23 protein-coding genes and 1 pseudogene are annotated in these 23,817 nt (G+C 63.5%); 12 read left to right on the forward strand and 12 right to left on the reverse strand.

Features of this window, described 5'->3' with window-relative positions:
• Positions 1-469: 469 nt before the first annotated feature.
• Genes E1742_RS26175 through E1742_RS13470 form a run of 6 tightly spaced genes read right to left on the reverse strand, consistent with a single transcriptional unit; the run spans position 470 to position 4,828 of the window.
• Positions 470-613, reverse strand: a complete 144-nt coding sequence (locus E1742_RS26175) for a hypothetical protein (protein ID WP_166793481.1) — start codon at positions 611-613, stop codon at positions 470-472.
• Between the two features lie 36 nt (positions 614-649).
• Entirely contained in the window at positions 650-1,651 is a 1,002-nt protein-coding gene (locus E1742_RS13450; RefSeq protein WP_134385432.1) for an NADP-dependent oxidoreductase, read from the reverse strand.
• Entirely contained in the window at positions 1,648-2,082 is a 435-nt protein-coding gene (locus E1742_RS13455; RefSeq protein WP_134385433.1) for a helicase, read from the reverse strand. The genes E1742_RS13450 and E1742_RS13455 overlap by 4 nt, the downstream gene beginning before the upstream one ends.
• Before the next feature lie 10 nt (positions 2,083-2,092).
• On the reverse strand, positions 2,093-2,938 hold the full coding sequence (locus E1742_RS13460) for an alpha/beta fold hydrolase (RefSeq protein ID WP_134385434.1): 846 nt from the start codon (positions 2,936-2,938) through the stop codon (positions 2,093-2,095).
• A gap of 8 nt (positions 2,939-2,946) precedes the next feature.
• Positions 2,947-3,735: an SDR family NAD(P)-dependent oxidoreductase gene (locus E1742_RS13465; protein ID WP_134385435.1), complete on the reverse strand. Its 789-nt coding sequence runs from the start codon at positions 3,733-3,735 to the stop codon at positions 2,947-2,949.
• Between the two features lie 10 nt (positions 3,736-3,745).
• Positions 3,746-4,828 (reverse strand): alkene reductase, encoded by a 1,083-nt coding sequence (locus E1742_RS13470; RefSeq protein ID WP_134388161.1) that lies wholly within the window; start codon positions 4,826-4,828, stop codon positions 3,746-3,748.
• A 129-nt stretch (positions 4,829-4,957) separates the two neighbouring features.
• On the opposite strand from E1742_RS13470, the gene E1742_RS13475 reads away from it, so the two are divergent.
• On the forward strand, positions 4,958-5,548 hold the full coding sequence (locus E1742_RS13475) for a TetR/AcrR family transcriptional regulator (RefSeq protein ID WP_134385436.1): 591 nt from the start codon (positions 4,958-4,960) through the stop codon (positions 5,546-5,548).
• 82 nt (positions 5,549-5,630) lie between these two features.
• On the opposite strand, the pseudogene E1742_RS26780 reads toward E1742_RS13475, so the two are convergent.
• The 3 genes and pseudogenes from E1742_RS26780 to recA all read right to left on the reverse strand — a co-directional run.
• Positions 5,631-6,057 (reverse strand): annotated as a pseudogene (locus E1742_RS26780) (IS5/IS1182 family transposase); the annotation flags it as partial.
• A 353-nt stretch (positions 6,058-6,410) separates the two neighbouring features.
• Complete coding sequence (gene recX, locus E1742_RS13485) at positions 6,411-6,872, reverse strand: recombination regulator RecX (RefSeq protein WP_134385438.1); 462 nt, start codon at positions 6,870-6,872, stop codon at positions 6,411-6,413.
• A 443-nt stretch (positions 6,873-7,315) separates the two neighbouring features.
• Positions 7,316-8,392: a recombinase RecA gene (gene recA, locus E1742_RS13490; RefSeq protein ID WP_134385439.1), complete on the reverse strand. Its 1,077-nt coding sequence runs from the start codon at positions 8,390-8,392 to the stop codon at positions 7,316-7,318.
• Between the two features lie 181 nt (positions 8,393-8,573).
• Between recA and E1742_RS13495 the strand changes: the two genes are divergently transcribed.
• Genes E1742_RS13495 through E1742_RS13510 form a run of 4 tightly spaced genes read left to right on the forward strand, consistent with a single transcriptional unit; the run spans position 8,574 to position 13,045 of the window.
• Complete coding sequence (locus E1742_RS13495; RefSeq protein ID WP_134385440.1) at positions 8,574-9,266, forward strand: response regulator; 693 nt, start codon at positions 8,574-8,576, stop codon at positions 9,264-9,266.
• Positions 9,263-10,765 carry a sensor histidine kinase gene (locus tag E1742_RS13500; RefSeq protein WP_229465953.1) on the forward strand — a complete coding sequence of 501 codons (1,503 nt, stop codon included), beginning with the start codon at positions 9,263-9,265 and terminating at the stop codon, positions 10,763-10,765. The genes E1742_RS13495 and E1742_RS13500 overlap by 4 nt, the downstream gene beginning before the upstream one ends.
• Positions 10,758-11,000 (forward strand): DUF4212 domain-containing protein, encoded by a 243-nt coding sequence (locus E1742_RS13505; RefSeq protein ID WP_134385441.1) that lies wholly within the window; start codon positions 10,758-10,760, stop codon positions 10,998-11,000. The genes E1742_RS13500 and E1742_RS13505 overlap by 8 nt, the downstream gene beginning before the upstream one ends.
• Positions 10,997-13,045, forward strand: coding sequence for a sodium:solute symporter family protein (locus E1742_RS13510; protein ID WP_229465954.1), 2,049 nt, complete (start codon positions 10,997-10,999; stop codon positions 13,043-13,045). The genes E1742_RS13505 and E1742_RS13510 overlap by 4 nt, the downstream gene beginning before the upstream one ends.
• Before the next feature lie 20 nt (positions 13,046-13,065).
• Here the strand turns inward: E1742_RS13510 and trbK are convergent, their stop codons facing one another.
• Positions 13,066-13,278: an entry exclusion lipoprotein TrbK gene (gene trbK, locus E1742_RS26180; RefSeq protein ID WP_166793482.1), complete on the reverse strand. Its 213-nt coding sequence runs from the start codon at positions 13,276-13,278 to the stop codon at positions 13,066-13,068.
• 145 nt (positions 13,279-13,423) lie between these two features.
• Between trbK and E1742_RS13520 the strand changes: the two genes are divergently transcribed.
• The 3 genes from E1742_RS13520 (at position 13,424) to E1742_RS13530 (ending at position 17,863) form a co-directional block, all read left to right on the forward strand.
• A complete protein-coding gene (locus E1742_RS13520) occupies positions 13,424-15,466 on the forward strand; it encodes an alpha/beta hydrolase family protein (protein WP_229465955.1) in 2,043 nt (680 codons plus the stop codon).
• 42 nt (positions 15,467-15,508) lie between these two features.
• Complete coding sequence (locus E1742_RS13525; protein WP_134385444.1) at positions 15,509-16,723, forward strand: 6-phosphofructokinase; 1,215 nt, start codon at positions 15,509-15,511, stop codon at positions 16,721-16,723.
• A gap of 195 nt (positions 16,724-16,918) precedes the next feature.
• Positions 16,919-17,863: an ADP-ribosyltransferase family protein gene (locus E1742_RS13530; protein WP_134385445.1), complete on the forward strand. Its 945-nt coding sequence runs from the start codon at positions 16,919-16,921 to the stop codon at positions 17,861-17,863.
• A 185-nt stretch (positions 17,864-18,048) separates the two neighbouring features.
• Here E1742_RS13530 and E1742_RS13535 read toward each other — a convergent pair whose 3' ends face one another.
• Entirely contained in the window at positions 18,049-18,990 is a 942-nt protein-coding gene (locus E1742_RS13535; protein WP_134385446.1) for a hypothetical protein, read from the reverse strand.
• 151 nt (positions 18,991-19,141) lie between these two features.
• On the reverse strand, positions 19,142-20,185 hold the full coding sequence (gene purM, locus E1742_RS13540) for a phosphoribosylformylglycinamidine cyclo-ligase (RefSeq protein ID WP_134385447.1): 1,044 nt from the start codon (positions 20,183-20,185) through the stop codon (positions 19,142-19,144).
• A 262-nt stretch (positions 20,186-20,447) separates the two neighbouring features.
• Here purM and hda point away from each other — a divergent pair, with 262 nt between their 5' ends.
• The 4 genes from hda to folK are packed head-to-tail and all read left to right on the forward strand — an operon-like array spanning position 20,448 to position 23,814.
• Complete coding sequence (gene hda, locus E1742_RS13545) at positions 20,448-21,116, forward strand: DnaA regulatory inactivator Hda (protein WP_134385448.1); 669 nt, start codon at positions 20,448-20,450, stop codon at positions 21,114-21,116.
• A gap of 13 nt (positions 21,117-21,129) precedes the next feature.
• Positions 21,130-21,798 (forward strand): histidinol-phosphatase, encoded by a 669-nt coding sequence (locus tag E1742_RS13550; RefSeq protein WP_134385449.1) that lies wholly within the window; start codon positions 21,130-21,132, stop codon positions 21,796-21,798.
• Complete coding sequence (pcnB, locus tag E1742_RS13555) at positions 21,791-23,332, forward strand: polynucleotide adenylyltransferase PcnB (RefSeq protein WP_134385450.1); 1,542 nt, start codon at positions 21,791-21,793, stop codon at positions 23,330-23,332. The genes E1742_RS13550 and pcnB overlap by 8 nt, the downstream gene beginning before the upstream one ends.
• Positions 23,332-23,814, forward strand: a complete 483-nt coding sequence (gene folK, locus E1742_RS13560) for a 2-amino-4-hydroxy-6-hydroxymethyldihydropteridine diphosphokinase (protein WP_134385451.1) — start codon at positions 23,332-23,334, stop codon at positions 23,812-23,814. The genes pcnB and folK overlap by 1 nt, the downstream gene beginning before the upstream one ends.
• Positions 23,815-23,817: the final 3 nt, after the last annotated feature.

The raw sequence follows: 23,817 nt of genomic DNA on the forward strand, positions 1-23,817 counted from the left end.
GCGGCCAAATTAGTAAGCAGCCATGTACAGAAAAGTACGTTGCCGCAGCTTCTACGGACAACCACCGCACCCGCGGTGCTGCATAAAACTACAAAAGTGTAGCACACCGGACAGGCCTGCGCGAGCGATGTGATCGTACAACCTCGGCTGTGGCGCGATTCACAGGGGTGATCGGGCGTGACGCTTTTGCAACTTTGTCAGTGATAACTCGACTGGCAGTCGGATGCGCGTGCATTAGCACCCCGGGCTCACGCGGCAGGTACTCCCAAGGTAGCCCCGGCTGGAGGACAAACCGGATTCCCGTCAGGGCTGCGGAATCGTTGACGCGGCGGCCCACCTTTCGGCGATCAATGCCGGGTTGGGAGATGAGTATTTATCACTGGCCAAAGATTCTTCACGGGTGAAGTCAAATATTCCAGGACAGTGCGTTGACCCTGCTGAATTTCAGCGACGACTTGCATCCCTGCCGCTAAACGAAATACTTCACCTCCGGGACCGACCAGTTGCTGTCCGTCCAGCTGATGCGGGCCCGGTACATCCTGGCGACGGCGGCGTTGCTCACCAGCTTGTACTCCCACACCAGGCTGAGGAAATCAGCGTCCGAGCCTGGCATTGTCCATCGCTAGGATTTTCATAACAACGGGTCGCATTATCGGACTTTGATGACGATCTTTCCCTTGGTCCGGCCGGCAGCCACATACGCTAAGGCCTCCGCGGTTTCCGCAAAAGGAAATACACAATCAACGACCGGCTTTAACGCACCTGATTCGAGCAACGATGTCATCTTTTGCAGCTGGTCGCCGTCAGCGCGCATAAATAAAAACGTGTAAGTGATGCCGGACTGCCTGGCCTTGTGCCTGATGCCAAAACTTAACAGGCGTAGCACCTGCTTCAATGGCCAAGCCAACCCCCGCTTCACAGCGAACGCTGGCGTCGGTGGGCCGGAAATCGATACCAGGTGGCCACCTCGCCTGAGTATCCGTAACGACTTTTCCAGCTCGTTATTGCCTTGGCTGTTGAGCACCAGGTCGTAATCCTGCAGCACTGACTCGAAGTCCTGCTTTTTGTAATCGATGACCAGATCGGCGCCGAGGGCCTTGACCCAGGCGACGTTGCCGGTGCTAGTAGTCGTGGCAACAAATGCGCCGAGATGTTTTGCCAACTGGATCGCAATCGCGCCCACGCCCCCGGAACCGGCCTGGATGAAGACTCTTTGCCCCTTTTGCAACTTGGCAACTTCGACGAGAACCTGCCAGGCTGTCAGGGCAACGAGTGGCACAGAAGCGGCCTCTTCCATCGTCAGGTTCGCTGGTTTATGTGCCAACGAGCTTTCCTTGATGGCGATTTTTTCTGCGAACGTGCCAATCCGCAAATCCTCCGGCCGCGCATAGACGGCGTCGCCCGGCTTGAAGCGCTGAACGCGCGAGCCGACCCTGATTACCTTGCCGGCGACGTCGTGGCCCAGTATCGCCGGCATGCGGTACGGCAGGATGAGCTTGAATTCGCCGCGTCTGATCTTGAGGTCGAGAACATTGACTGCAGCTGCGTGAATCTCGACCAGGACACCATCGTCCTGCAGTGCTGGCTCCGGCATATCGGCGATCCGGCCGATTTCCTTTTTACCATAGCGTTCAATGATGAAAGCTTTCATTTTTCCCGCTCTGCGATTGATGTCGCTGGAGCGTGAAACGCCGTGCGGTCGTAAGGAGCTATCACCTTCGGAGGTTGCAGAAATGCGGTCAAGCCCTGGAACCACATGACTTCCTGGAAGTCACCGGTGATCGACAACTCAGCAGTGCTTAGTCCGCGCAGGAAAGCCGCCTGGCTGTGCTTGGCCGACAGGATCTTGTATCCGGCCGGGGCATCCCTGAAACTCAGGGTGAACGCCGGGTTTTCCGCCAGTCCTGCCGCAGACGAGATGCTGCCTTGATGGATGATATAGGTGCGCCCCGACCCGGAAGCGGTACGGATCTGGAAAACCAGGTGTTTGCCACGAACGTATTGGGCACAAGCGGGATTGTTCTTGACCTGTCGCTTCAGCAACTGGGCGAACGCCCACAAGAGCACTTTGAATTTAATCATGGCAATGGCCTCACTCGCTCAGAAATTGCACAGCATGCTGCATGAACCGCGCCGGGTACTGGAACTGCGCGGCGTGGCCAGCGTCCGGGTAAATGAATAACTGCGCGTTGGGCAAGTTCCGGACCATATAGAAGGAGTTTACCGTCGGGATCATTACATCATGCACGCCGTTGAGGATGAAGACTGGCTGCCGGATACCGCGCAGGTAGGCAAACGGGTCGTCTTCCGACAGCCTCGACAGGTAGAACATATTTGCCTCGATCTGAGCCTTGGTGACCTCCTGCGACGAAGCCGGGTCCTGGTCGATGCGCTGGTGGCGACGCTGCCAGAATGCCCGCGCTGCCTGCTCGGCTTGCGCCGACCGGCCGAAGAACAGGTACAGGAAATCCTCGAAAGCAGGTACCGGGCGCGGTGCGGCAATCAGCACCGGCGGCGCCATTTCCGGATCGCCACCGCGCGGGCCTGTGCCCAGCAGCATCAGCTTGCGCACCAGTTCGGGATGGCGCCAGGTCAGGTCCAGCGCTTGGAAACCACCCAGCGAAAAACCGAGCAGGTCGATTTGCGCCAGGCCCAGCACACGCACAAAGGCCGCAGCGTCATCAGCCATGTGCTCGATGCGGGTGCGCGGTGTGCCGCTGGATGAAGCAACGCCGCGGCCATTGTAAAGAATGACTTCGCGCCCCTCGGCCAAGCCATCCGTCAGGAGCGGGTCCCAGTGATCCATGCCGCCGCGAAAATGCTGCAAGAGCAAAATAGGCGGCTGCGAGGAATTGCTGTCGCCCCAGCGGCGATAGGCGACTTGCGTTCCGTCGACCTGTGCGAAACGAGTGGGCGTAGTGAGATGGGTGTCAGTCATATGGTTATTCAACCCTGGCGCAGATAGCGTTCGGCCGCGTGCACCTGTTTCAGATCTGACAGCAGTCCTTGACGCGCGCCCTCAAGGGCATCCCAGCGTTCGGCCACATGCAGTGCCGGGATCGTGACCGTTTCACGGCGGTCGAAGCCGGCCAGTGCGGCATCGACCAGTTCACCGACCTCCATCATGTCGGGCATCGTGCTGACGTCTATCCCGGCGCGTGCCCAGATCTCGGTGCGCGTCGCCGCTGGCAGTACAGCCTGCACGTAGACGCCATGGGGAGAGAGCTCCAAGTGCAGGCTCTGTGACAGAAAGAGTACAAAAGCCTTGGTGGCGCCGTATATCGCCATGCCGAATTCAGGCAGGAAGCCAACCACGGACCCGATATTGACGATCGCGCCGGTGCCGGATTGTACGAACCGCGGCGTGACCGCCGCCGCCAGGCGTGTTAGCGCCGTGATATTGAGCGTGACCAGGCCGTCTATTGCGCTCGCATTCTGCTGCGCGAAGCCGCCCGACTGGGACAGCCCGGCGTTGTTGACCAGGATACCGATGCGGTCATCGTCGCGCAAACGGGTTTCGATGGCAATCAGGTCGGCGGGATGTGTCAGGTCGGCTGGCAGCACATCGACGGTCACGCCATTGTCGGCACGCAAGCGCGCCGCCAGGGTCTCGAGGCGCGCCCGATCACGGGCGACCAGCACCAGGTTGTGGCCGCGGCGCGCGAAACGCTCTGCATACGTAGCGCCAATACCGCTGGAAGCGCCGGTGATAAGGACGGTTGGAAGTAGTGTCATGATAAGAGTCTCAGCCGGAAATGGCAGGGTAGTCGATGTAGCCCGCTGCACCGCCGCCGTACAAGGTAGCGGGATCAAGGGGTGCCAGTGGAGCGCCGTCCTGCAGGCGCTCAACCAGGTCGGGATTGCTGATGAATGCGCGACCGAAGGCAACCAGGTCTGCCTTGCCTTCAGTTAAATGGGCGGTAGCAAGATCCAGGTCATAGCCATTGTTGGCCAGGTAGGTCTGCTTGAAACGGCTGCGCAGCGCGTCATAGTTGAAGGGGGCTACATCGCGTGGGCCACCAGTCGCGCCCTCGACCACGTGCAGGTAAACAATGCCCAGCGCGCTAAGCTGCTCGACAATGTATTCGTACTGCTGCTGCGGCGCGCTGCCCGAGATCGCGTTTGCTGGCGAGACAGGCGAGATACGCACGCCGGTACGTTCCGGGCCGATTTCCTTAGCCACCGCGGCGGTAACTTCCAGCAGCAGGCGCGCACGGTTCTCGATCGAGCCACCGTAAGCGTCAACGCGCTGGTTGGCCCCGTCCTTGATGAACTGTTCCAGCAGATAACCATTGGCGCCGTGGATTTCAACACCATCGAAGCCCGCTGCAATGGCGTTGGCCGCCGCCTGGCGGAAGTCGTTCACGATACCAGGCAGTTCACCAAGGTCGAGCGCGCGTGGCGTCGACACGTCGGCAAATTCATTGTTGACGAAGGTCTTGGTTTCAGCGCGAATGGCAGAAGGCGCCACCGGCGCAGCGCCGTCCGGTTGGAGGTCAACGTGCGAGATGCGGCCCACGTGCCACAGCTGAACGAAGATACGGCCGCCTTTGGCGTGTACCGCGTCGGTGACCTTGCGCCATTCGGCAATCTGCTCTGGCGTATAAAGGCCCGGCGTATCCTGGTAGCCCTGCGCCTGCACCGACACTTGGGTGGCTTCAGTGATGATCAGACCTGCCGAAGCACGCTGGGCGTAATAGGTCGGGGCAAATACACTCGGGACCAAGCCGGCACCGGCTCGGTTGCGGGTCAACGGTGCCATGACGATGCGATTGGCAAGCGTCAGCTTGCCCAAGACGTAAGGTGCGAACAGCGAAGGACTGGTCATATGAGTTCCTGTTTGTGGATGATTGGCGATAATGATGACGATCATCATCATTGATGTCAAGGTTTTGATTATGGACGACATCAATGTATAGTGGCGATTCATGCGGTCACCACTCACGGCGAGAGAAAAATGAAAGTCACCAAGGCACAGGCACAAGCCAATCGGACGCACATTGTCGAAACGGCTTCCTCGTTGTTCAGGGAGCACGGGTTCGATGGGGTGGGCGTAGCTGATCTGATGGCCGCTGCGGGCTTTACCCACGGTGGCTTCTACAAACATTTTGGCTCGAAGGTCGATTTGATGGCCGAATCGGCGGCCTGCGGCACTTCACAGACAGCAGCGCTCCTCGCTGATGCCGATATTGCTGAAGTTGTGAGGCTGTATCTATCGCGCGAGCACCGCGATGCGCGAGCAGCCGGGTGCACGATGGCTGCGTTGGGCGGAGACGCGGCACGTCAGCCAACTGTCGTTCGGGCAACATTCGCGGAAGGAATCGAGCGACTGTCAGCGGCACTGCGTGCTGCGGATACCTCGATGAGTGGTATGAATGCAGAGCAGGCGCGGGCGCGTTCTCTTGTCATCCTGGCACAAATGGTAGGCGCCATCGTCATGTCGCGCGCTTGTCCGGACGATTCGTCCCTGGCCGATGAGATTCTCGCAAGTTGCAGGAACGAGATATGTTCGTCGCTGACCGAGAATGTTAATCAGAATCGGACCTGATCGGTTATTGCGAGGTTGCCAGGTCAGAATTGAACTTTTGCTGCGTCTGAGAAACTGGCTTGAACGTCCGCCTTTGGGCCAGGCCCATCCAGGACTTGATCGACCCGAAGGGATGCTCGACCGAGCAACGCCGGATTCGCATGGCGTCCGGATTTTGTTCAAGACGCTCCTGCGTGTCGTCAAGCACGTCCTGGTGTTCCCAGCGCGTCACTCGGCGCTCCTGGCTCGCCGTGTACTTATCCTTGAGCGGGCAACCTTTACAGTTCGAGCGCCAGTGGCGATGAAGCGTCAAGCGTTTTTAACGCCGGTAAATCGCCAGATCAGGGATTGACCAGCCGGGAGCGGTACTCGTTCACTTCCCGATCGTAGAAAAAATCGGCTTTGTCGAATCGCCCGTCGGCCTTGGCATTGGACGTCTTCGGCGCTGGCACTACTGCGGTGATGCCAGCTTGGCTGCATGCCGGGACTTTCGCGCCTTTGAAGTAGCCGCGATCAGCGATCGCAGCCAGCGTGGTGGTCCCGATTGGCCGTTCAAACCTATCTGAACCGATTCAATCAGGCAGGCTGACGTTTTTGGATTGCGCTTCCGTTGCAATCCTGGATTCGAGCAGCGCTCACGCCCGCTGTCGCAGCATACAAAACGTCGGCGCCGTCGATGGCAGCGGGGCCAAGCAAGCAGGTTGCGCGTAATTGCGCGGCTTTATTGCCGCCAGCCACAACAGGAATGCCGTCCAGCGCCAGCAGCTGTACCTTGAACTCACCGGCAGAACAATGCCCTGCGTTCCCCGCTGCTGCTACCCGACAACAGCATCAATAGGCGCGATCCTGTCCAGGCCCTTCCTGGCAACTGAGGCGGACTCCGTCAATACCCGTCATCTTCCGGGTCATACCCCTTCATGGCGGCACGCACGGCCTTTTGCGAAAAGCCACGCTGGAGCAGAAAGCGCATCTGCTTGGCGCGCCCTTCCGCGTCTTCGGCCACTTCACCGAACTTGCGGCGCCAGACTTCGCAACAGCGCGCCACTTCGTCTTCCACCAGCCCCGCCTTCAGTTCCTGCAACGCTTCACCCTGGATGCCGTGGCTTTGCAGCTCGGCCAGGATGCGGCTGTTGCCGTAGCGGGCCGAGCGGCGGTGCACCAGCGACTCGGAGAAGCGCTCCTGCGACAACCATTTGTTCTTTTCCAGCCAGTCCAGCAGCGCTTCGACGTCCTCGCCCTCTTCCGCGTGACGGGATAGCTTGCGCGACAGCTCCAGGCGGCTGTGCTCGCGTGTGGACAGCAGGCGCAGGGCTCGGGCTTTCAGGCTGGGGGGCGGGGCTCGCATCGTCGGTCGGATCGGGTCGGAAGGTGGACTATAGCAATCCGTGGAGGTTGTTGGAAGTGCGGGCGGTGGTGGCTGCCGTTTTGGTGGCGATGGCGGATAGGGCAGCTTCTTGTGGAGCGACCTTGTTTGCGTGTGTAAAAAACCGGGGTCAGTCCCCCTGCGGGGACAAACCCCTGCCACGCTGGCGTTCTTTCGACATCGGACAAAAACGTCGGGATGCTGGCGCGCTTCGGACTGCTCGCTGAACGTGGAGGCCAGGCACCTTTTTTCGGGATCCTGGCCACCGGAAAAGCTCGGTCCACCGCTCGACTGTCCCAGCAGCGCCGAAAAAGGTCGGTCCACCGCGCGGCCTGTCCACATAAAACAAACGCCACCGCCGCGGAGCGGTCGGTGGCGTTCGGGTCAGGCCGTAACGGCAAACTGCGCGGCAGCCTGCGGTGCGTTTAGTCGACGGCCTTCAGCTTCGGTGCCGGCGCATCGCCGTCGCCGGTCGATGGCGGCAGTTCACGCACGCCCAGCGAGGCGCGGACCTTGTTTTCGATCTCGCGGGCCAGTGCCGGACGCTCTTTCAGGAACGTACGGGCATTGTCCTTGCCCTGGCCGATGCGCTCGCCGCCGTAGCTGTACCACGAGCCTGACTTCTCGACGATCTTCGCTTCCACGCCCAGGTCGATGATCTCGCCTTCGCGGGACGTGCCTTCTCCATACAGGATGTCGAAGTGCGCTTCCTTGAACGGCGGGGCGATCTTGTTCTTGACGACCTTGACCTTCGTTTCGTTACCGATCACTTCGTCGCCGGACTTGATGGAGCCGGTACGGCGGATGTCCAGGCGCACGGAAGCGTAGAACTTCAGCGCGTTACCGCCCGTCGTCGTTTCAGGGCTACCGAACATCACGCCGATCTTCATACGGATCTGGTTGATGAAGATGACCAGCGTGTTGGTGCGGTTGATCGTGCCGGTCAGCTTGCGCAGCGCCTGGGACATCAGGCGGGCCTGCAGGCCTGGCAGCGAGTCGCCCATGTCGCCTTCGATCTCGGCGCGGGGCGTCAGGGCCGCCACGGAGTCGATGACGATCATGTCCACGGAGCCCGAACGCACCAGAGCGTCGCAGATCTCCAGTGCCTGTTCGCCCGTGTCCGGCTGCGAAATCAGCAGCTCGTGCAGGTTGACGCCCAGCTTCTGGGCATAGGTGACGTCCAGCGCGTGTTCCGCGTCGATGAACGCGCAGGTGCCGCCGATTTTCTGCATCTCGGCGATGGTCTGCAAGGTCAGCGTCGTTTTACCCGACGATTCAGGACCGTAGATCTCGACCACGCGGCCGCGCGGCAAGCCGCCGACGCCCAGGGCGATGTCCAGACCCAGCGAGCCGGTGGACACGGTCTGCACTTCTTCCAGCGGAGCACTGGCATCCATGCGCATCACGGAGCCCTTGCCGAACTGCTTTTCAATCTGTGCCAGCGCTGCGGCAAGCGCTTTGGCCTTTTCCCCTGCAGGTACTGCCGCTTTCTTGTCGTCCATGATCTTCCTTCGCTTGATCTCTAAATCGTTTAATCGCTTCGTTCAACCGATACTGTATATGCATCCAGTGGTTTTTGCAAGCGCCGTTTGCGCTGCCGTGCGCACGAGTGCGCTGTCCGCAGATCTGCCGCAAAAGCCCGGCGCATTGAGTAAAATGAAAGCTACCCTTGTGCGGATCACCATGCGTATTCTACTAGCCGAAGATGACAGTGTCCTGGCGGACGGATTGACGCGCTCCCTGCGCCAGTCCGGTTACGCCATCGACTGCGTAAAAAACGGGCAGGAGGCGGACACTGCCCTGTCCACGCAGGAATTCGACCTGCTCATCCTCGACCTGGGCCTGCCGAAACTGTCCGGGCTGGAGGTGCTGCGCCGCCTGCGCGCCCGCGCCTCGCTGTTGCCGGTACTGATCCTGACGGCGGCCGATTCCGTCGAGCAGCGCGTGAACGGCCTGGACCTGGGCGCCGACGACTACATGGCCAAGCCGTTCGCGCTGTCCGAGCTGGAAGCGCGGGTGCGGGCGCTGACGCGGCGCGGCCAGGGCGGCGGCTCCACCGTGGTAAAACACGGGCCGCTGACGTACGACCAGGTGGGCCGCAGCGCCTATATCAACGAGCAGATGCTGGACCTGTCCGCGCGCGAACTGGGCCTGCTGGAAGTCCTGCTGGCCCGCACCGGGCGCCTCGTCTCGAAGGAGCAGCTGGTCGATCACCTGTGCGAGTGGGGCGAGGAAGTGAGCAACAACGCCATCGAAGTCTACGTGCACCGTTTGCGCAAGAAGATCGAGGCGGGCGGCATTCGCATCGCCACCGTGCGCGGGCTCGGCTACTGCCTGGAAAAATACGCCAGCCCTGCCCCTGCCGAGGCGAAGTGAGCGCCGAGGCGGACCAGGGCTGGAGCACGGCGCCGGAAGAGGAAGGCGACATCCAGCATTCGCTGTTCGGCGAAATCCTCGACTGGATGCTGGCGCCGCTGCTGCTGCTGTGGCCGATGAGCATCGCCATTACGTACCTCGTCGCCAAATCGATTGCCAACCAGCCGTTCGACCATGCGCTGGAGGATTCCGTGACCGTGCTGGCGCAGCAGGTGCGCGAAGTGAACGGCAAGCTGGTGCAGCGCCTGCCCGGTTCCGCGCGCGACATCCTGCGGGCCGATGACGTCGACAGCATCTATTTCCAGATCATGGGGCCGCAGGGCAGTTATATCGACGGCGACCGCGACCTGCCGCGTCCGGAACCGGAGCCGGACGACGACACCACACCCGCCGGTACCGTGCGCTTTCGCAGCGATAACCTGCACGGCACGCCCATCCGCGTGGCGTATGCCTACGTTAACCTGGAAGAAGACAACGCACGCCCGGCGCGCCTGGCGCTGGTGCAGGTGGCCGAAACGCTGGAAAAGCGCGCCAAGCTGGCCAACGAGATCATCAAGGGGGTGATCCTGCCGCAGTTCATCATCCTGCCCGTCGTGCTGGCCCTGGTCTGGTTCGCCCTGTCACGGGGATTGCTGCCGCTGGCCGAACTGCAGGAGCGCATCCGCGCGCGCCGGTCCGACGACCTCTCCCCCATCGCGCCCAACCAGGTGCCGGAGGAAATCACGCCGCTGGTGCGTTCGCTCAACGAGATGCTGGCACGGCTGTCGCAATCGATCGACGTGCAGAAGCGCTTCATCGCCGACGCGGCGCATCAGATGAAGACCCCGCTGGCCGGCATGCGCATGCAGTCGGAGCTGGCGCTGCGCCAGACCGACCACAATGAAATCCACCGCTCGCTGGAGCAGCTGGCGAAAAGTTCGGAAGCGGCCACGCGTCTGGTGAACCAGCTGCTGGCGCTGGCGCGGGCGGAAAACCGGCCGCAGGCCGGCACGCCGCAGGCGCCGCTCGATCTGGCCGAAGTGGCACGCAACGTCGTGCGCGAATGGGTGCCGGCGTCGTTCAGCCACCGCATCGACCTGGGTTTCGAAGGGCCGGACCAACAGGTCGACATCGCGGGCGATGCCGTCATGCTGCGCGAACTGCTGTCCAACCTGATCGACAACGCGCTGCGCTACACGCCTGTGGATGGCAGCGTCACCGTGCGCGTGCGCGCCGCCGCCGATGCCGCGATCCTGGAAGTGGAGGACACCGGTCCCGGCATCCCGCCCGCCGAACGGGTGCACGTGTTCGAACGTTTCTATCGCATCCTGGGCAGCAATGCCGAAGGCAGCGGCCTGGGTCTGGCCATTGTGCGCGAGATCGCGCAGCAGCACGGCGCCGAAATCGACATCTTCAGCAACCCGCGCGCCACGCAGCCGAAATATCCCGGCAGCCTGTTTCGCCTGACCTTCCCACCGCACGTGCCGCCCGCCGACGAGGAGACCCCGCACTTTGGATGACCGCACCCATTGGGATAAAACACGGCGCCTGACAGCCATCCTGCTGCTGGCCTGGCTGCTGACGGGCTTTGGCGCCGTCTTCTTTGCGCGCGAGCTGACAGGATTGACCATCTTGGGCTGGCCGCTGTCGTTCTATCTCGCCGCCCAGGGCGCATCGCTGCTCTACCTTGCCCTGATCGGCATATACGCATGGCGCATGCGCCGGCTCGATCGCCAGTTGCGGGAGCGCGCGTGACGAAGCCGGCGCAACGAACCTTCTTCCAGCGCCTGACGCGCTATTACGCCTTCTTCACGCTGGGCTTCGCCGCCTTCCTCGTCTCGCTTGCCGTGCTGGAAAAGGAAGGCATGCCGCGCGTGTGGATCGGCTACATGTTCATGTTCGCCACCATCGTGCTGTACGCGTCGATCGGGCTGGTGAGCCGCACGTCGAACGTTTCCGAATACTACGTGGCGGGCCGGCGGGTGCCGGCGCTGTACAACGGCATGGCGACGGCGGCCGACTGGATCTCGGCGGCGAGCTTCATCAGCCTGGCCGGCAGCCTGTACCTGCACGGCTTCGACGGCCTGGCCTACGTGATGGGCTGGACGGGCGGCTACTGCCTCGTGGCGCTGCTGATCGCACCCTACCTGCGCAAGTTCGGCCAGTACACGATCCCCGACTTCCTGGCCGCGCGCTATGGCGGCGCGCAGGGCGGCCGGGCCGTGCGCCTGTTCGCCGTCACGGCCACCATCGTGGTCTCGTTTACGTATGTGGTGGCGCAGATCTATGCCGTCGGCCTGATCGCTTCGCGCTTCACGGGCGTCGATTTCTCCGTCGGCATTTTCCTCGGCCTGGCCAGCATCCTGGTCTGCTCGTTCCTGGGCGGCATGCGCGCGATCACGTGGACGCAGGTGGCGCAGTACATCATCATCCTGGCCGCATTCCTGATTCCGGCGATGTGGCTGTCGGCCAAGCACAGCGACAACCCGATTCCGCAGGTCGCCTACGGCAAGCTGCTGCCCCAGCTGAGCGCACGCGAAGCGGCGCTGATGAACGACGACAAGGAGGCGCAGGTGCGCGCCATCTTCTGCACGCGTGCTGACGACTACCAGCGGCGCCTGGACGGCCTGCCGTATTCATGGGAGACGGGACGGGCCTCGCTGCAGCATTACCTGGACAACGTACGGCTGCGCAACGCCTCGCTGCTGGAGATCCGCAACGCCGAACGGGCGCTGATCGCGTATCCGAAAAACGCCGACGACGCCGTCGCCATCTGGACCGCGCTGCGCGACGAGAACGTCGCCCGCTCGCGCCGCATCACGCCGCACGCGGCGCCCTTCCCCGGTGCCACCGCCGAGGAGTCCGACATCAAGCGCAACAACTTTCTTGCGCTGGCATTGTGCATGATGCTGGGCACGGCCGCGCTGCCGCATATCCTGATGCGCTCCTACACCACGCCGTCGGTGGACCAGGCCCGCGTCTCCGTGTTCTGGACGCTGTTCTTCATCCTGCTGATCTACCTGACGATTCCTGCGCTGGCCGTGCTGGTGAAATACGACGTCTACACGGCCCTGGTCGGCAGCGACTTCGCCCACCTGCCCACGTGGGTCTCGTACTGGGCCAACGTGGACCGGGCCAATCCCCTCATCAGCATTGCCGACGTCAATGGCGACGGCATCGTGCAGCTGGCCGAAATCGCCATCGACGGCGACGTGCTCGTGCTGGCCACGCCGGAGATCGCCGGCCTGCCGTACGTGATCTCGGGCCTGGTCGCGGCCGGCGGCCTGGCGGCGGCACTGTCCACGGCGGACGGCCTGCTGCTGGCGATCTCCAACGCGCTGTCGCACGACGTGTACTACAAGATCGTCGATCCGAAAGCATCGACGCAAAAGCGCGTGACGATCTCGAAACTGATCCTGCTGGGCGTGGCCTTCGTGGCGGCGTATTCGGCATCGACAAAGCCCGGCGACATCCTGTCGCTGGTGGGCGCCGCCTTTTCGCTGGCCGCATCGACACTGTTCCCGGCCCTCGTCGTGGGCGTGTTCTGGCGCCGCGCCAATGGCTATGGCGCATTGGCCGGCATGGCGACGGGCTTCCTGGTCTGCCAGTTCTACATGCTGCACACCAATCCCGTCCTGGGCGGCAGCGCGGCCGACCAGTGGTTCCATATCGCGCCGATCTCCGCCGCCGTATTCGGCGTGCCGGCCGGGCTGCTGGCACTGATCGTCGTCAGCCTGCTGACGCCACCGCCGGACGCGCGCAGCGTGGCGCTGGTCGACTACGTGCGGCGGCCGGAGTAGCCGCTCAGCCGCTCAGCCGCTCAACCGCCCGGCGCGACCGTCGTGCGCCGCGCGCAGCGGGTGGCAAAGGCCGTGCGCACCGCTTCGTCGGCGATCTTCGCCACTTCCGCCTCCGCGCAGGTGGCGTCGCTGAGCGTCATCTGGTCGGCCTGCAGTTGCGGATCGACCTTGCTGTTACACCCGGCCAGGGCGAAAGCGATGACGGCAAGAAGGAGTGTTGGACTGGTTTTCATGACGTTCCTCACTGGGGAAATTGGACGATGCGGCCGAGTGTACCGGAACCGGGCGCCGTGGCAAATGCGCGCACTGTGACAATCCGAGAGAAATGCCGTGGTGTCCATGTGATAAGTTCGTCGCCTTTTCACTTTCGCGACAATCATGCGTCTCGCTTCCCTCCTGCGCGCCGGCCTGCTGTGCGCCATCGTCTCCGTGCCTGCCCGTGCGACACCACCTGCGCCGGTCGATGCCTTTTTCGCCAACCCATCGTTCACGGGCGGCCTGCTGTCGCCCAGCGGGCGTTACCTGGCTGCGAAAATCGTCGGCAAGACGGGCCGCGACTCGTTGGGCGTGATTGACCTGAACGACCGTTCGGCACGCATGGTCGCGGCGTTCGACGACGCGGACATCGGCCACGTCCAATGGGTCAACGAGGACCGCCTGCTGTTCGATTCGACCGACCGGCAGATCGCCTCGGGTGCCGCGCGCTTCGCGCCGGGCCTATACACGGCCCGGCGTGACGGCTCGCAGTTCCGCCAGCTGGCCGATCGGCGCGGGCGCTTTGTGCGCAACGGCTACGACAAGGTGCTGCTGCCGTGGCACACCTATATGATGGACCAGGCAGGCAAGCAGGAGTCGGACGAAGTCTATGTGCGCAACGTCAGTTTCAGAGCGGGACGTCCCCAGTCCGTCGACCTGCTGCGCCTGAACGTGGTCACCGGCCGCACCGCCACCGTCGCGCTGCCGGTCGACGCGATCGACTGGATGCTGGACAACGACGGTGAACCGCGCCTGGCGAAGTCCCTCGACAAGGACATGCTGTCGATCTGGCTGCGCGACCGCGACACGGGAAAATGGCGCGTGCTGGCCTCCTTCAAGGCATACGTCCCCGACGCGCGCGCCTTCACGCCGCTGCGCTTCGGCCCGGACGGCACGCTGTATGCCAAGGCGAACCAGAACAGCGACCACGCGGCGGTCCATACGGTAGACCTGGCGACGGGCGCCCTCAGCGCCCAGCCGATCCTGCGCGTGGACGGCTTCGACTTCACGGGAAGCTTCGTCGTCGACGCCACGCGGTTGCTGGGCATCCGCTACCTGGGCGACGCCGAAGGCACCGCATGGTTCGACCCGGAGATGAAGGCGATCCAGGCCGATATCGATGCGCAGCTGCCCGGCACCGTCAACCTGATCGGCGTGCCGCGTCGCCCCGCGACGCCCAACCTGCTGGTGACGGCGTTTTCCGACATGCAGCCCAGGGTGTACTTCATCTATAACACCGCCACCCGAAAACTTTCCGTGGCCGGTTTCGCGCACGAAAAGCTCGATGCCAGCGCGATGGGGCACCAATACTTCGTCAAGTACAAGGCCCGCGACGGCCTGGAGATTCCCGCCATGCTGACGCTGCCGCCCGGTGTGCCTGTCACCCGTGCAGGCGAGCCGCCCGCCAACCTGCCGCTGGTGGTGCTGGTGCACGGCGGCCCGTACGTACGGGGCACGCGTTGGGAATGGGACCCGGAAACGCAGTTCCTCGCCTCGCGCGGCTATGCGGTGCTGGAGCCCGAATTCCGCGGCAGTACCGGCTTTGGCCGGCGCCATTTCACGGCAGGCCTGAAGCAGTGGGGCCTGGCCATGCAGGACGATATCGCCGACGGCACGCGCTGGGCAATCGCGCAGGGGGTTGCCGACCCGCAGCGCATCTGCATCGCCGGCGCCAGCTACGGCGGCTATGCCACGCTGATGGGGCTCGTGCGCGACCCGGACCTGTACCGGTGCGGCATCAATTGGGTGGGTGTTACCGATATCAACCTCATGTACACCGGCCACTGGCTCTACGCATCCGATGTGCCGGAAGAATTCAAGCGCTATGGCATGCCCGAGCTGATCGGCGATCCCGTCAAGGATGCCGACCAGCTGAAGGCGACGTCGCCGCTGCAGCAGGCCGCACGTATCCGCCAGCCGCTGCTGCTGGCCTACGGCACCGCCGACGAGCGCGTGCCGATGATCCACGGGACCAAGTTCCGCGATGCCGTCCGCGCCGTCAACAAGGCCGTCGAATGGATCGAGTACGAGGACGAAGGGCACGGCTGGTCGCTGCCGCGCAACCGCATCGACTTCTGGACGCGCGTCGAACGCTTCCTCGACCGGAACATCGGCGCGGGGCGGGCGGGCAACGCAGGCGTTCACGCGGCGGCAAAACAGGAGTAACCTCGCACTGCGGCTGACGCGGCACTTTTCGAGGAGACTTGCATGGGCTCAGGCAGGATTCTGGTGGCACAGGGAGGCGGTCCAACCGCCGTCATCAACCAGTCGCTGGTCGGTGTCACGCTGGAGGCGCGGCGCTTCCGCGAAGTCACCCGCGTCTACGGCGCGCTGCACGGCGTGCGCGGCATCGTCGACGAGGAGTTCGTCGACCTCACGCAGGAGACCAGCCATAACCTCGAGCTGGTGGCGTCGACGCCGTCGTCCGCGCTGGGCTCCACCCGCGACAAGCCGGACGAAAAATACTGCGCCGAGATCTTCAGCGTGCTGCGCGCGCACGAGATCGGACATTTTTTCTACATCGGCGGCAACGACTCGTCCGACACGGTGCGCATCGTCAGCGAGCAGGCCCGCGCGGCCGGCTATCCGCTGCGCGCCATCCACATCCCGAAGACGATCGACAATGACCTGGTCGGCAGCGACCACACGCCCGGCTTCCCGTCCGCGGCCCGCTTCGTCGCCCAGGCATTCGCGGGGGCGAACCTCGACAACGCGGCGCTGCCCGGCGTGTATGTCGGTGTCGTCATGGGCCGCCACGCGGGGTTCCTCACGGCGGCCGCGGCGCTGGGCAAGAAGTTCCCCGACGACGGACCGCACCTGATCTACGTGCCAGAACGGGTGTTCGACCTGGATCGCTTCCTGGCCGACGTGAAGGCGATGTACGAACGCCACGGCCGCTGCGTCATCGCCGTCTCCGAAGGCATTCACGACGCCAGCGGCGCGCCCATTGCGACGTTGCTGGCAAAGGAAGTGGAGAAAGACGCGCACGGCAACGTGCAGTTGTCCGGCACGGGCGCGCTGGCCGACCTGCTGTGCGACGCGATCCGGGACAAACTGGGCATCAAGCGGGTGCGCGGCGACACGTTCGGTTACCTGCAGCGCTCGTTCATCGGCTGCGTGTCGGACGTGGACCAGCGCGAGGCGCGCGAGGTGGGAGAAAAGGCCGTGCAGTACGCGCTGTGGGGCGATCGCGACGGCTCCGTTGCCATCCGCCGCACGGGCTTCTATTCGGCCGACTACGCGCTGCTGCCGCTGGCGGACGTCGCCGGCAAGACGCGCACGATGGAAGACGAATTCATCGCCGCCGGCGGCACCGATGTCACGGACGCGTTCAGGATGTACCTGCGCCCGCTGCTGGGGTCGGGCATGCCGGATGCGTTCCGGCTGCGCTGCGCGCCGGTGGCGAAGATCCTGAAACGGTGAGGTCCAGCCGACAGGCTGCTGATGCGCAAGCAGTAATGGTGTCGTATCCGCTGTACCTGGTTGTGTTGATTGGCACTGGTGACGCCAGCGCATTGGAACCGGCTGGCCGGCTGCCGCACTCATAGCTAGTGGCGTGGCATGCTTCCGCAAAAGAGACCATGCCGAACATTATCCAATCACAGATCGGAACATACGATGATACGAGCGAGCTCTTCTCCAACGAGCCAAGGGATCGATGCAACTGCAGCACTGCAAGGCAGAGAAGCGGTGTCGGCGTCGCCCGGCCCGATTCCGCCACCACCGCCTCCTCCTCCAAAACCTCCTTCAGGCAGATCGCAGATGTCGTCTTTGCAGGCCAATCTTGTCCGTCAGGCGAAATCCGCGCAGCCAGGGGGGCCATCCGCTCCGGGTACGGTGAAGAAGTCTTGGGCAATCAGTACCACCCCGGCCATCCACAAACACCAGGGCGGGGAATATAAAACGCTGACGTCATTTGCCTTGACCCTGAAAGACAAGGGGATCTCTCATTATTCCAACAACATCGACGACAAGGCGGGATTTGTCGAGGCCTGGAAGGCGAAGGCCAGCAACACTCTACGGATGAATACGGAACAGGTGGAGAGTATTGACGAAGCAAAACTTGCTGAAGTCGTCAAAACACTCACCAACATTGACAACGAATGGGATGGTTATAAAGTATCGACTCAGCCACAAACCTTCCGGGGAGACGGACTGAGCATCGGCGAAAGTTATCCGTGGCTCCAGAACATCATCAAAGGTGCCAAAGGAGACGAAGTTACCAAGATCGATGTCAACGTTACCGAGACTTCACCGACCATCATGTCGACCAGCGGGGACAAGGACTGCAACTACGCAAAGAACGCAAAAATCCTGTGGAAATTTTCGCTCCCGGAAGGACAACACCGGGGGATATCGGAGCCAATCTACGCGAGTGAAAACGAAGTTACGTTTCCCATTTATAACAAGATGAATGTCAAAAGCGTGACCGTAATTCCGGAAGGCAAGTCATTCGATTCCGAAACGAACGGCACCGGGTTTGGTGATGCCCACCGTTATGTCATCGAGGCCGAAATGCTCCCCAAGCCTGGCGTTCGCGCCGGGTCGGCTGGCGCTGGTTAAACAGACAAAGCCCACACCGTACGTGCATTCTTGCTGGCGTGGCCACCGTCGCGACGTTCCTGTTTCGCCGGCCCCGGAGCCGCACCCAGTCGTCATCGACCTTCCTTGTCGGGTGCAGGACCGCCGCTCGGGCAGCGTGACTGGGCAGGATACGCAGATACGTATCGCGCCTTTTCTGGCGCCGCCTATTGCGCCGGGTCTTCCAGCTCCGCAGGCACGGTGTAGCGGGAATGCTTCGTATCGAACTTCAGTGTCCACTTGCGCGAGGCGACCGGCTTGCCATCGAGCGTGCCGCCCAGCGTCACGGTGATCGGCACGGGGGTCGCATCGGTCGCCTTGCCCGTGCGGTAGGACCAGCGCTGCCGTTCGCACCGGGGCGCGCCGGTCGGTTCGACACCGCGGCGCTCCGCTTCGGGCAGCTCCAGCCATTCGTCGTACGCCTGTTTCGCCTCGTCGCACGGCATGCCGGGGTCCTGGTCGGCGGCGGCCATGAACTGACCCAGCTTTGCCATCCCGTTCTCGCGGGGCGCCCACACGACGTTATGCGTCAGGGCACGTTGCATGGTGGGCTCCATGCCATCGGCAACCCTGACGAACCAGCCCCACGAATTCTTGCTGAGCGCCTCGAAACGCACGTCCTCGCGTTTGATCGCGGCACCATACCCGGCGATGGCGGGCTGACTGATTTCCACCAGCGTGCCGTCGCGCGGGCGGGTCGGGCGGATGTGGAACACGCCATACACGGAAGCGCGGTCGTCGTCGATCCAGCCTTCGCCGCTGGCAAGGAAGTACAGTTCGTCGCCGTCCGCACCGCGCATTTTCTTCTGCTGCACCACGCGCATCACATAGGCGCGGTTGTCTTCGTCGACGTACAGCCAGCCCTTGCGGGTTGCCGAGTATTTGCCGTACTTTTCCGCCATCGTTTTTTCGATGACGGCCGCTGCGTCGATCGTCAGGTACTCCGGCACCGCAGTGGCCTTCTTGTGCTGGTAGTACGCCACGCCGGACAGCACCAGCGCGATCAGGCCGCATGCCGCCAGCGCGTACAGCAGCGCGCTGAGCCAGCGGCTGCGCCGCTTCGCTTGCGGCACCGGCGCAGCAGCTTGCGGTTGTTTCGGGTCTTCCATGTGATCCTCTGACAGTCATGCACCCGCTTTTGAGCCGGGAAATTGTCAGATTTTACATTAGCGGTCCGGCACCGAAAAGCTGGCCTGGATGGCAATGGACGTAAAAAAGCCCGGCTTCGGCCGGGCTTTCGTCACGACAGCGCCGCTCCGGTCAGACGACGATCGTCTGATGCTCGCCATCCTTGCGCGCACGGATCGTGCCGATGCGCGAGACGGTTTCGCCGGCGGCCGTCAGCTGGGCCATCGCCGCATCCGCGTTTTCAGCAGAGACGATGACGGTCATGCCGATGCCGCAGTTGAAGACGCGGTGCATTTCCGCGTCCGCCACGCCACCGTGCTGCTGCAGCCACTGGAACAGCGGCGGCATCGTCCACGAGGAACCATCCAGCTCGGCCGTCAGGTGCTCCTGCAGCACGCGCGGGATGTTCTCCACCAGGCCGCCGCCCGTGATGTGCACCAGGCCCTTCACTTCCATCGATTCCATCAGCGCCAGCAGCGGCTTGACGTAGATGCGGGTCGGCTGCATCAGCACGTCGGCCAGCTTGCGGCCATGGAAGTCCGCTTCCAGGTCCGGCTTGGCCACTTCGATGATCTTGCGCACCAGCGAATAGCCGTTCGAGTGCGCGCCCGACGAGGCCAGGCCCAGCACGACGTCGCCCGGGGCGATCTTCGTGCCGTCGATCAGCTTCGATTTTTCCACCGCGCCGACGGCGAAGCCGGCCAGGTCGTATTCGCCGGCCGGGTACATGCTCGGCATCTCCGCCGTCTCGCCGCCGATCAGCGCGCAGCCGGCCTGCTCGCAGCCCTGTGCGATACCCTTGATGACGTCCGTGGCGATGGCCACGTCCAGTTTGCCGCAGGCGAAATAGTCGAGGAAGAACAGCGGCTCGGCGCCCTGCACCAGGATGTCGTTGACGCTCATGGCCACCAGGTCGATGCCGACCGTGTCATGACGGTTCAGCTCGAAAGCCAGCTTCAGCTTCGTACCCACGCCGTCCGTGCCCGACACCAGCACCGGTTCCTTGTACTTCTTGCTGATCTCGAACAACGCGCCGAAGCCGCCGATGCCACCCATGACACCTTCGCGCAGGGTACGCTTGGCAAACGGCTTGATCGCTTCGACTAAGGCATCGCCCGCGTCGATATCGACGCCGGCGTCACGGTAGGACAGGGATACATTGGAAGGTTGGCTCATGGTGTATTTCGCAGCGGAGGCGGTAAAATAGAAGGCGGAAGCCGCAATTCGTTCTCGATTCGTTCTTTTTGGGATCAAATCGCGGCAAGTCCGCTATTTTATCAAAATGGCCCGTCCCATCTCCTAAAAAAATCCACTGGCCACCCCTTCATGCCCCTACCGCCCAGCCACTCGCCGCGCCACCACGTGTCGGCAGCTTCTATAATGCTGGTGTGATGAGCGAAAAAGTTATAAAAATGATCAGGCAACCGGGGCAACAGCGATGAAACAGCTGGTGCTGGACCTGGGCGCCGAGCCCGTGCTGACCCTCGAATCGTTCGAGGTGGGCCGCAATGCCGAGGTGGCGGCGCTGATGCGCCAGTTCGCCGAGCGCAGCTCGCGCGAGCATTTCGCTTACCTGTGGGGCGAGATCGGCGCCGGCAAGACGCACCTGCTCAAAGCCCTGGCCGCGACCGAGCGGGCCCGCTACATCTCGCCGTTTTCGATCGAATCGGAGTTCGTCTATTCGCCCGACGTCGACCTGTACCTGCTGGACGACTGCGAAAAGCTTTCGCCCGTGGCGCAGATCGACGCGTTCGCCCTGTTCAATGAAATCCGCGCGAACGGCGCTTTCATGGTCTGCAGCGGCGCCGTTGCGCCGGCCGTGCTGCCGGTGCGGGAAGACCTGCGCACGCGCATGGGCTGGGGCCTGATCTACCAGCTGCACGGCCTGTCGGACGCCGAAAAGGTGGCCGCGCTGTCGCAGGCGGCGGCCAGCCGTGGGCTGACGCTGTCGCCCGGCGTGTTACCCTATTTGCTGTCGCACTTCCGGCGTGACATGCGCTCGCTGTCCTCGATGCTGGACTCGCTGGACCAATATTCCCTTGAAACCCAACGCCCGATTACCCTGCCGCTGCTGCGCGAGTGGCTGCAGGCCGAGGCAAAAGACTGAACTGAGAGACTGCATGAACCTGGCCCTGTTCGACCTCGATCACACGCTGCTGCCCATCGATTCAGATTACGAATGGGGCCAGTTCCTGTGCCGCGTGGGCGCCGTCGATGCCACGGAGTTCGCGCGCCGCAACGACGCCTTTTTTGCCCAGTACCAGGCGGCCACGCTGGACCCGGTCGAGTACCTCGAATTCGCACTGGGCACCCTGGCAAAATTGGACCCGGTGCGCCTGGCCGAACTGCAGCAGCAGTTCATGCGCGAGGTGATCGGGCCCAACATCCGCCCGGCCGCGCGCGCGCTGCTGCAGAAGCACCTGGACGCCGGCGATCTGGTCGCCATCGTCACGGCGACGAACCATTTCGTCACCGCCCCGATCGCGCAGGCGTTCGGCGTCGAGCACCTGATCGCCGCGATGCCGGAAATCGTCGACGGACGCATCACGGGCCGGCTGCACGGCACGCCCACGCAGGGCCACGGCAAGATCGTCCACACCAAGGCGTGGCTGGAGGGGATGGGCAAGACGCTCGACCACTTCGCCGCCGTCTATTTCTACAGCGATTCGCACAACGACCTGCCGTTGATGTCGATCGTCACCCACCCCGTAGCGACCAACCCCAATGCCGCGCTGACGACTCACGCGACTGCGCAAGGCTGGCCTTTACTCCATCTATTCAATGATTAAGAAATTCATCCGCAAGATCCTGGGCGTCAAGGAAGCCCGCAACACCGGCGAGCCTGAAGTACTGGGACCGGAGCAGCACGGCATCGACCCTAAAATGGTGTCGGCCAACGCCGTCCGCGTCACCTCCACCCTGCAGGAAGCGGGCTTCGAGGCATTCGTCGTCGGCGGCGCCGTGCGCGACCTGCTGCTGGGCGTCAAACCGAAGGACTTCGACGTGGCGACCAACGCCACGCCCGAGCAGGTCAAGCGCCTGTTCCGGCGCGCCTTCATCATCGGCCGGCGCTTCCAGATCGTGCACGTGATGTTCGGCCAGGACCTGCTGGAAGTGACGACGTTCCGCGGCACCGCCACGGCCGCGGCACCGAAGGACGAACATGGCCGCGTCCTGCGCGACAACACCTTCGGCACCCAGGCGGAGGATGCCGAGCGGCGCGACTTCACCATCAACGCGATGTACTACAACCCTGCCACCCAGCAGGTGCTGGACTACCACGGCGGCATGAAGGACATCCGCGCCCGCACGCTGCGCATCATCGGCCAGCCGGAAGCGCGCTTCCGCGAAGACCCGGTGCGCATGCTGCGCGTGGTGCGCTTCGCGGCCAAGCTCAAATTCGATATCGAACCATCGACGGCCGCGCCGATTCCGGTGATGGCGCCGCTGATCGACAACGTGCCGGCCGCGCGCGTGTTCGATGAAATGCTCAAGCTCCTGATGAGCGGCCACGCGCTGGCCTGCCTGCAGCAGTTGCGCAAGGAAGGCTTGCATCACGGTCTGCTGCCGCTGCTGGACGTGGTGCTGGAGCAGCCGCTAGGCTTCAAGTTCGTCACGCTGGCGCTGGACTCGACGGATCGCCGCATCGCCGCCGGCAAGACGGTCTCGCCCGGCTTCCTGTTTGCCTCGCTGCTGTGGCACCAGGTGCTGGAAAAATGGAACGCCTACCAGGCCGCCGGCGAATCGCCGATTCCCGCGCTGCATGTGGCTGCCGACGAGGTGCTCGACTCGCAGACGGAGAAACTGGCACTGCAGCGCAAGATCGGTTCGGACATGCGCGACATCTGGGCGATGCAGCCACGCTTCGAGCGCCGCAACGGCAAGAACCCGTACAAGCTGCTGGAGCACGTGCGCTTCCGCGCCGGCTACGACTTCCTGCTGCTGCGCTGCGCTTCCGGCGAGATCGACCAGGAACTGGGCGACTGGTGGACAGCCTTTTATGAAGCCGACGAAGCCACGCGCGCCGACCTGGTGTCGTCCGCTGCCGGCACGGGCGCCAAACGCAAGCGCCCGGCCCGCCGTGGCCAGCGCCACAAGGACGACCTGGAAGCGGGCGCTGGCCATGATGAGCAGGACGGCCCGGACGTTCATGCCCAGGTCGACGCAGCCGACGATGAGGGTGAGGAAGCGGACAGCTTCAATGCCGATAGCGCGGCCGCTGCGGCACCGCGCAAGCGCCGCCGTGGCCCGCGCCGCCGCAAACCCGGTGGCGAAGGCGGCGGCCCGCCGCCCGACGATGTGCCGTTCAACACGGGCCATTGATGCGCAGTGCGGTGGCCTACATCGGCATCGGTGCCAACCTGGGCGACGCCCGCGCCAACGTGCTCGATGCCGTGGCCCGGATGCGCCGCCTGCCCGCCACGACCGTGACGGGCGTTTCATCGCTGTACCGCACCGCCCCGATCGACTCTTCCGGCGACGACTACATCAACGCCGTCGCGCGCATCGAGACGGCGCTCGATGCCGAGGCGCTGCTGCGGGCGCTGCACGACATCGAGCAGCAGCACGGCCGCGAACGGCCGTACCGCAATGCCCCGCGCACGCTGGACCTCGACGTGCTGCTGTACGGCGACGCACAGATCGCCAGCCCCACGCTGACGGTGCCGCATCCGCGCCTGACGCAACGGGCGTTCGTGCTGGTACCGCTACTGGAACTGGCGCCATCGATCGTCATCCCCGGCCTCGGTCCCGCCGCCGCATTCGCGGCCGGCGTGGCGGACCAGGCCATCGCCATCCTGCACTGACAC

Source organism: Pseudoduganella plicata, from assembly GCF_004421005.1.
In the GTDB taxonomy this organism is placed as follows: domain Bacteria; phylum Pseudomonadota; class Gammaproteobacteria; order Burkholderiales; family Burkholderiaceae_D; genus Rugamonas; species Rugamonas plicata.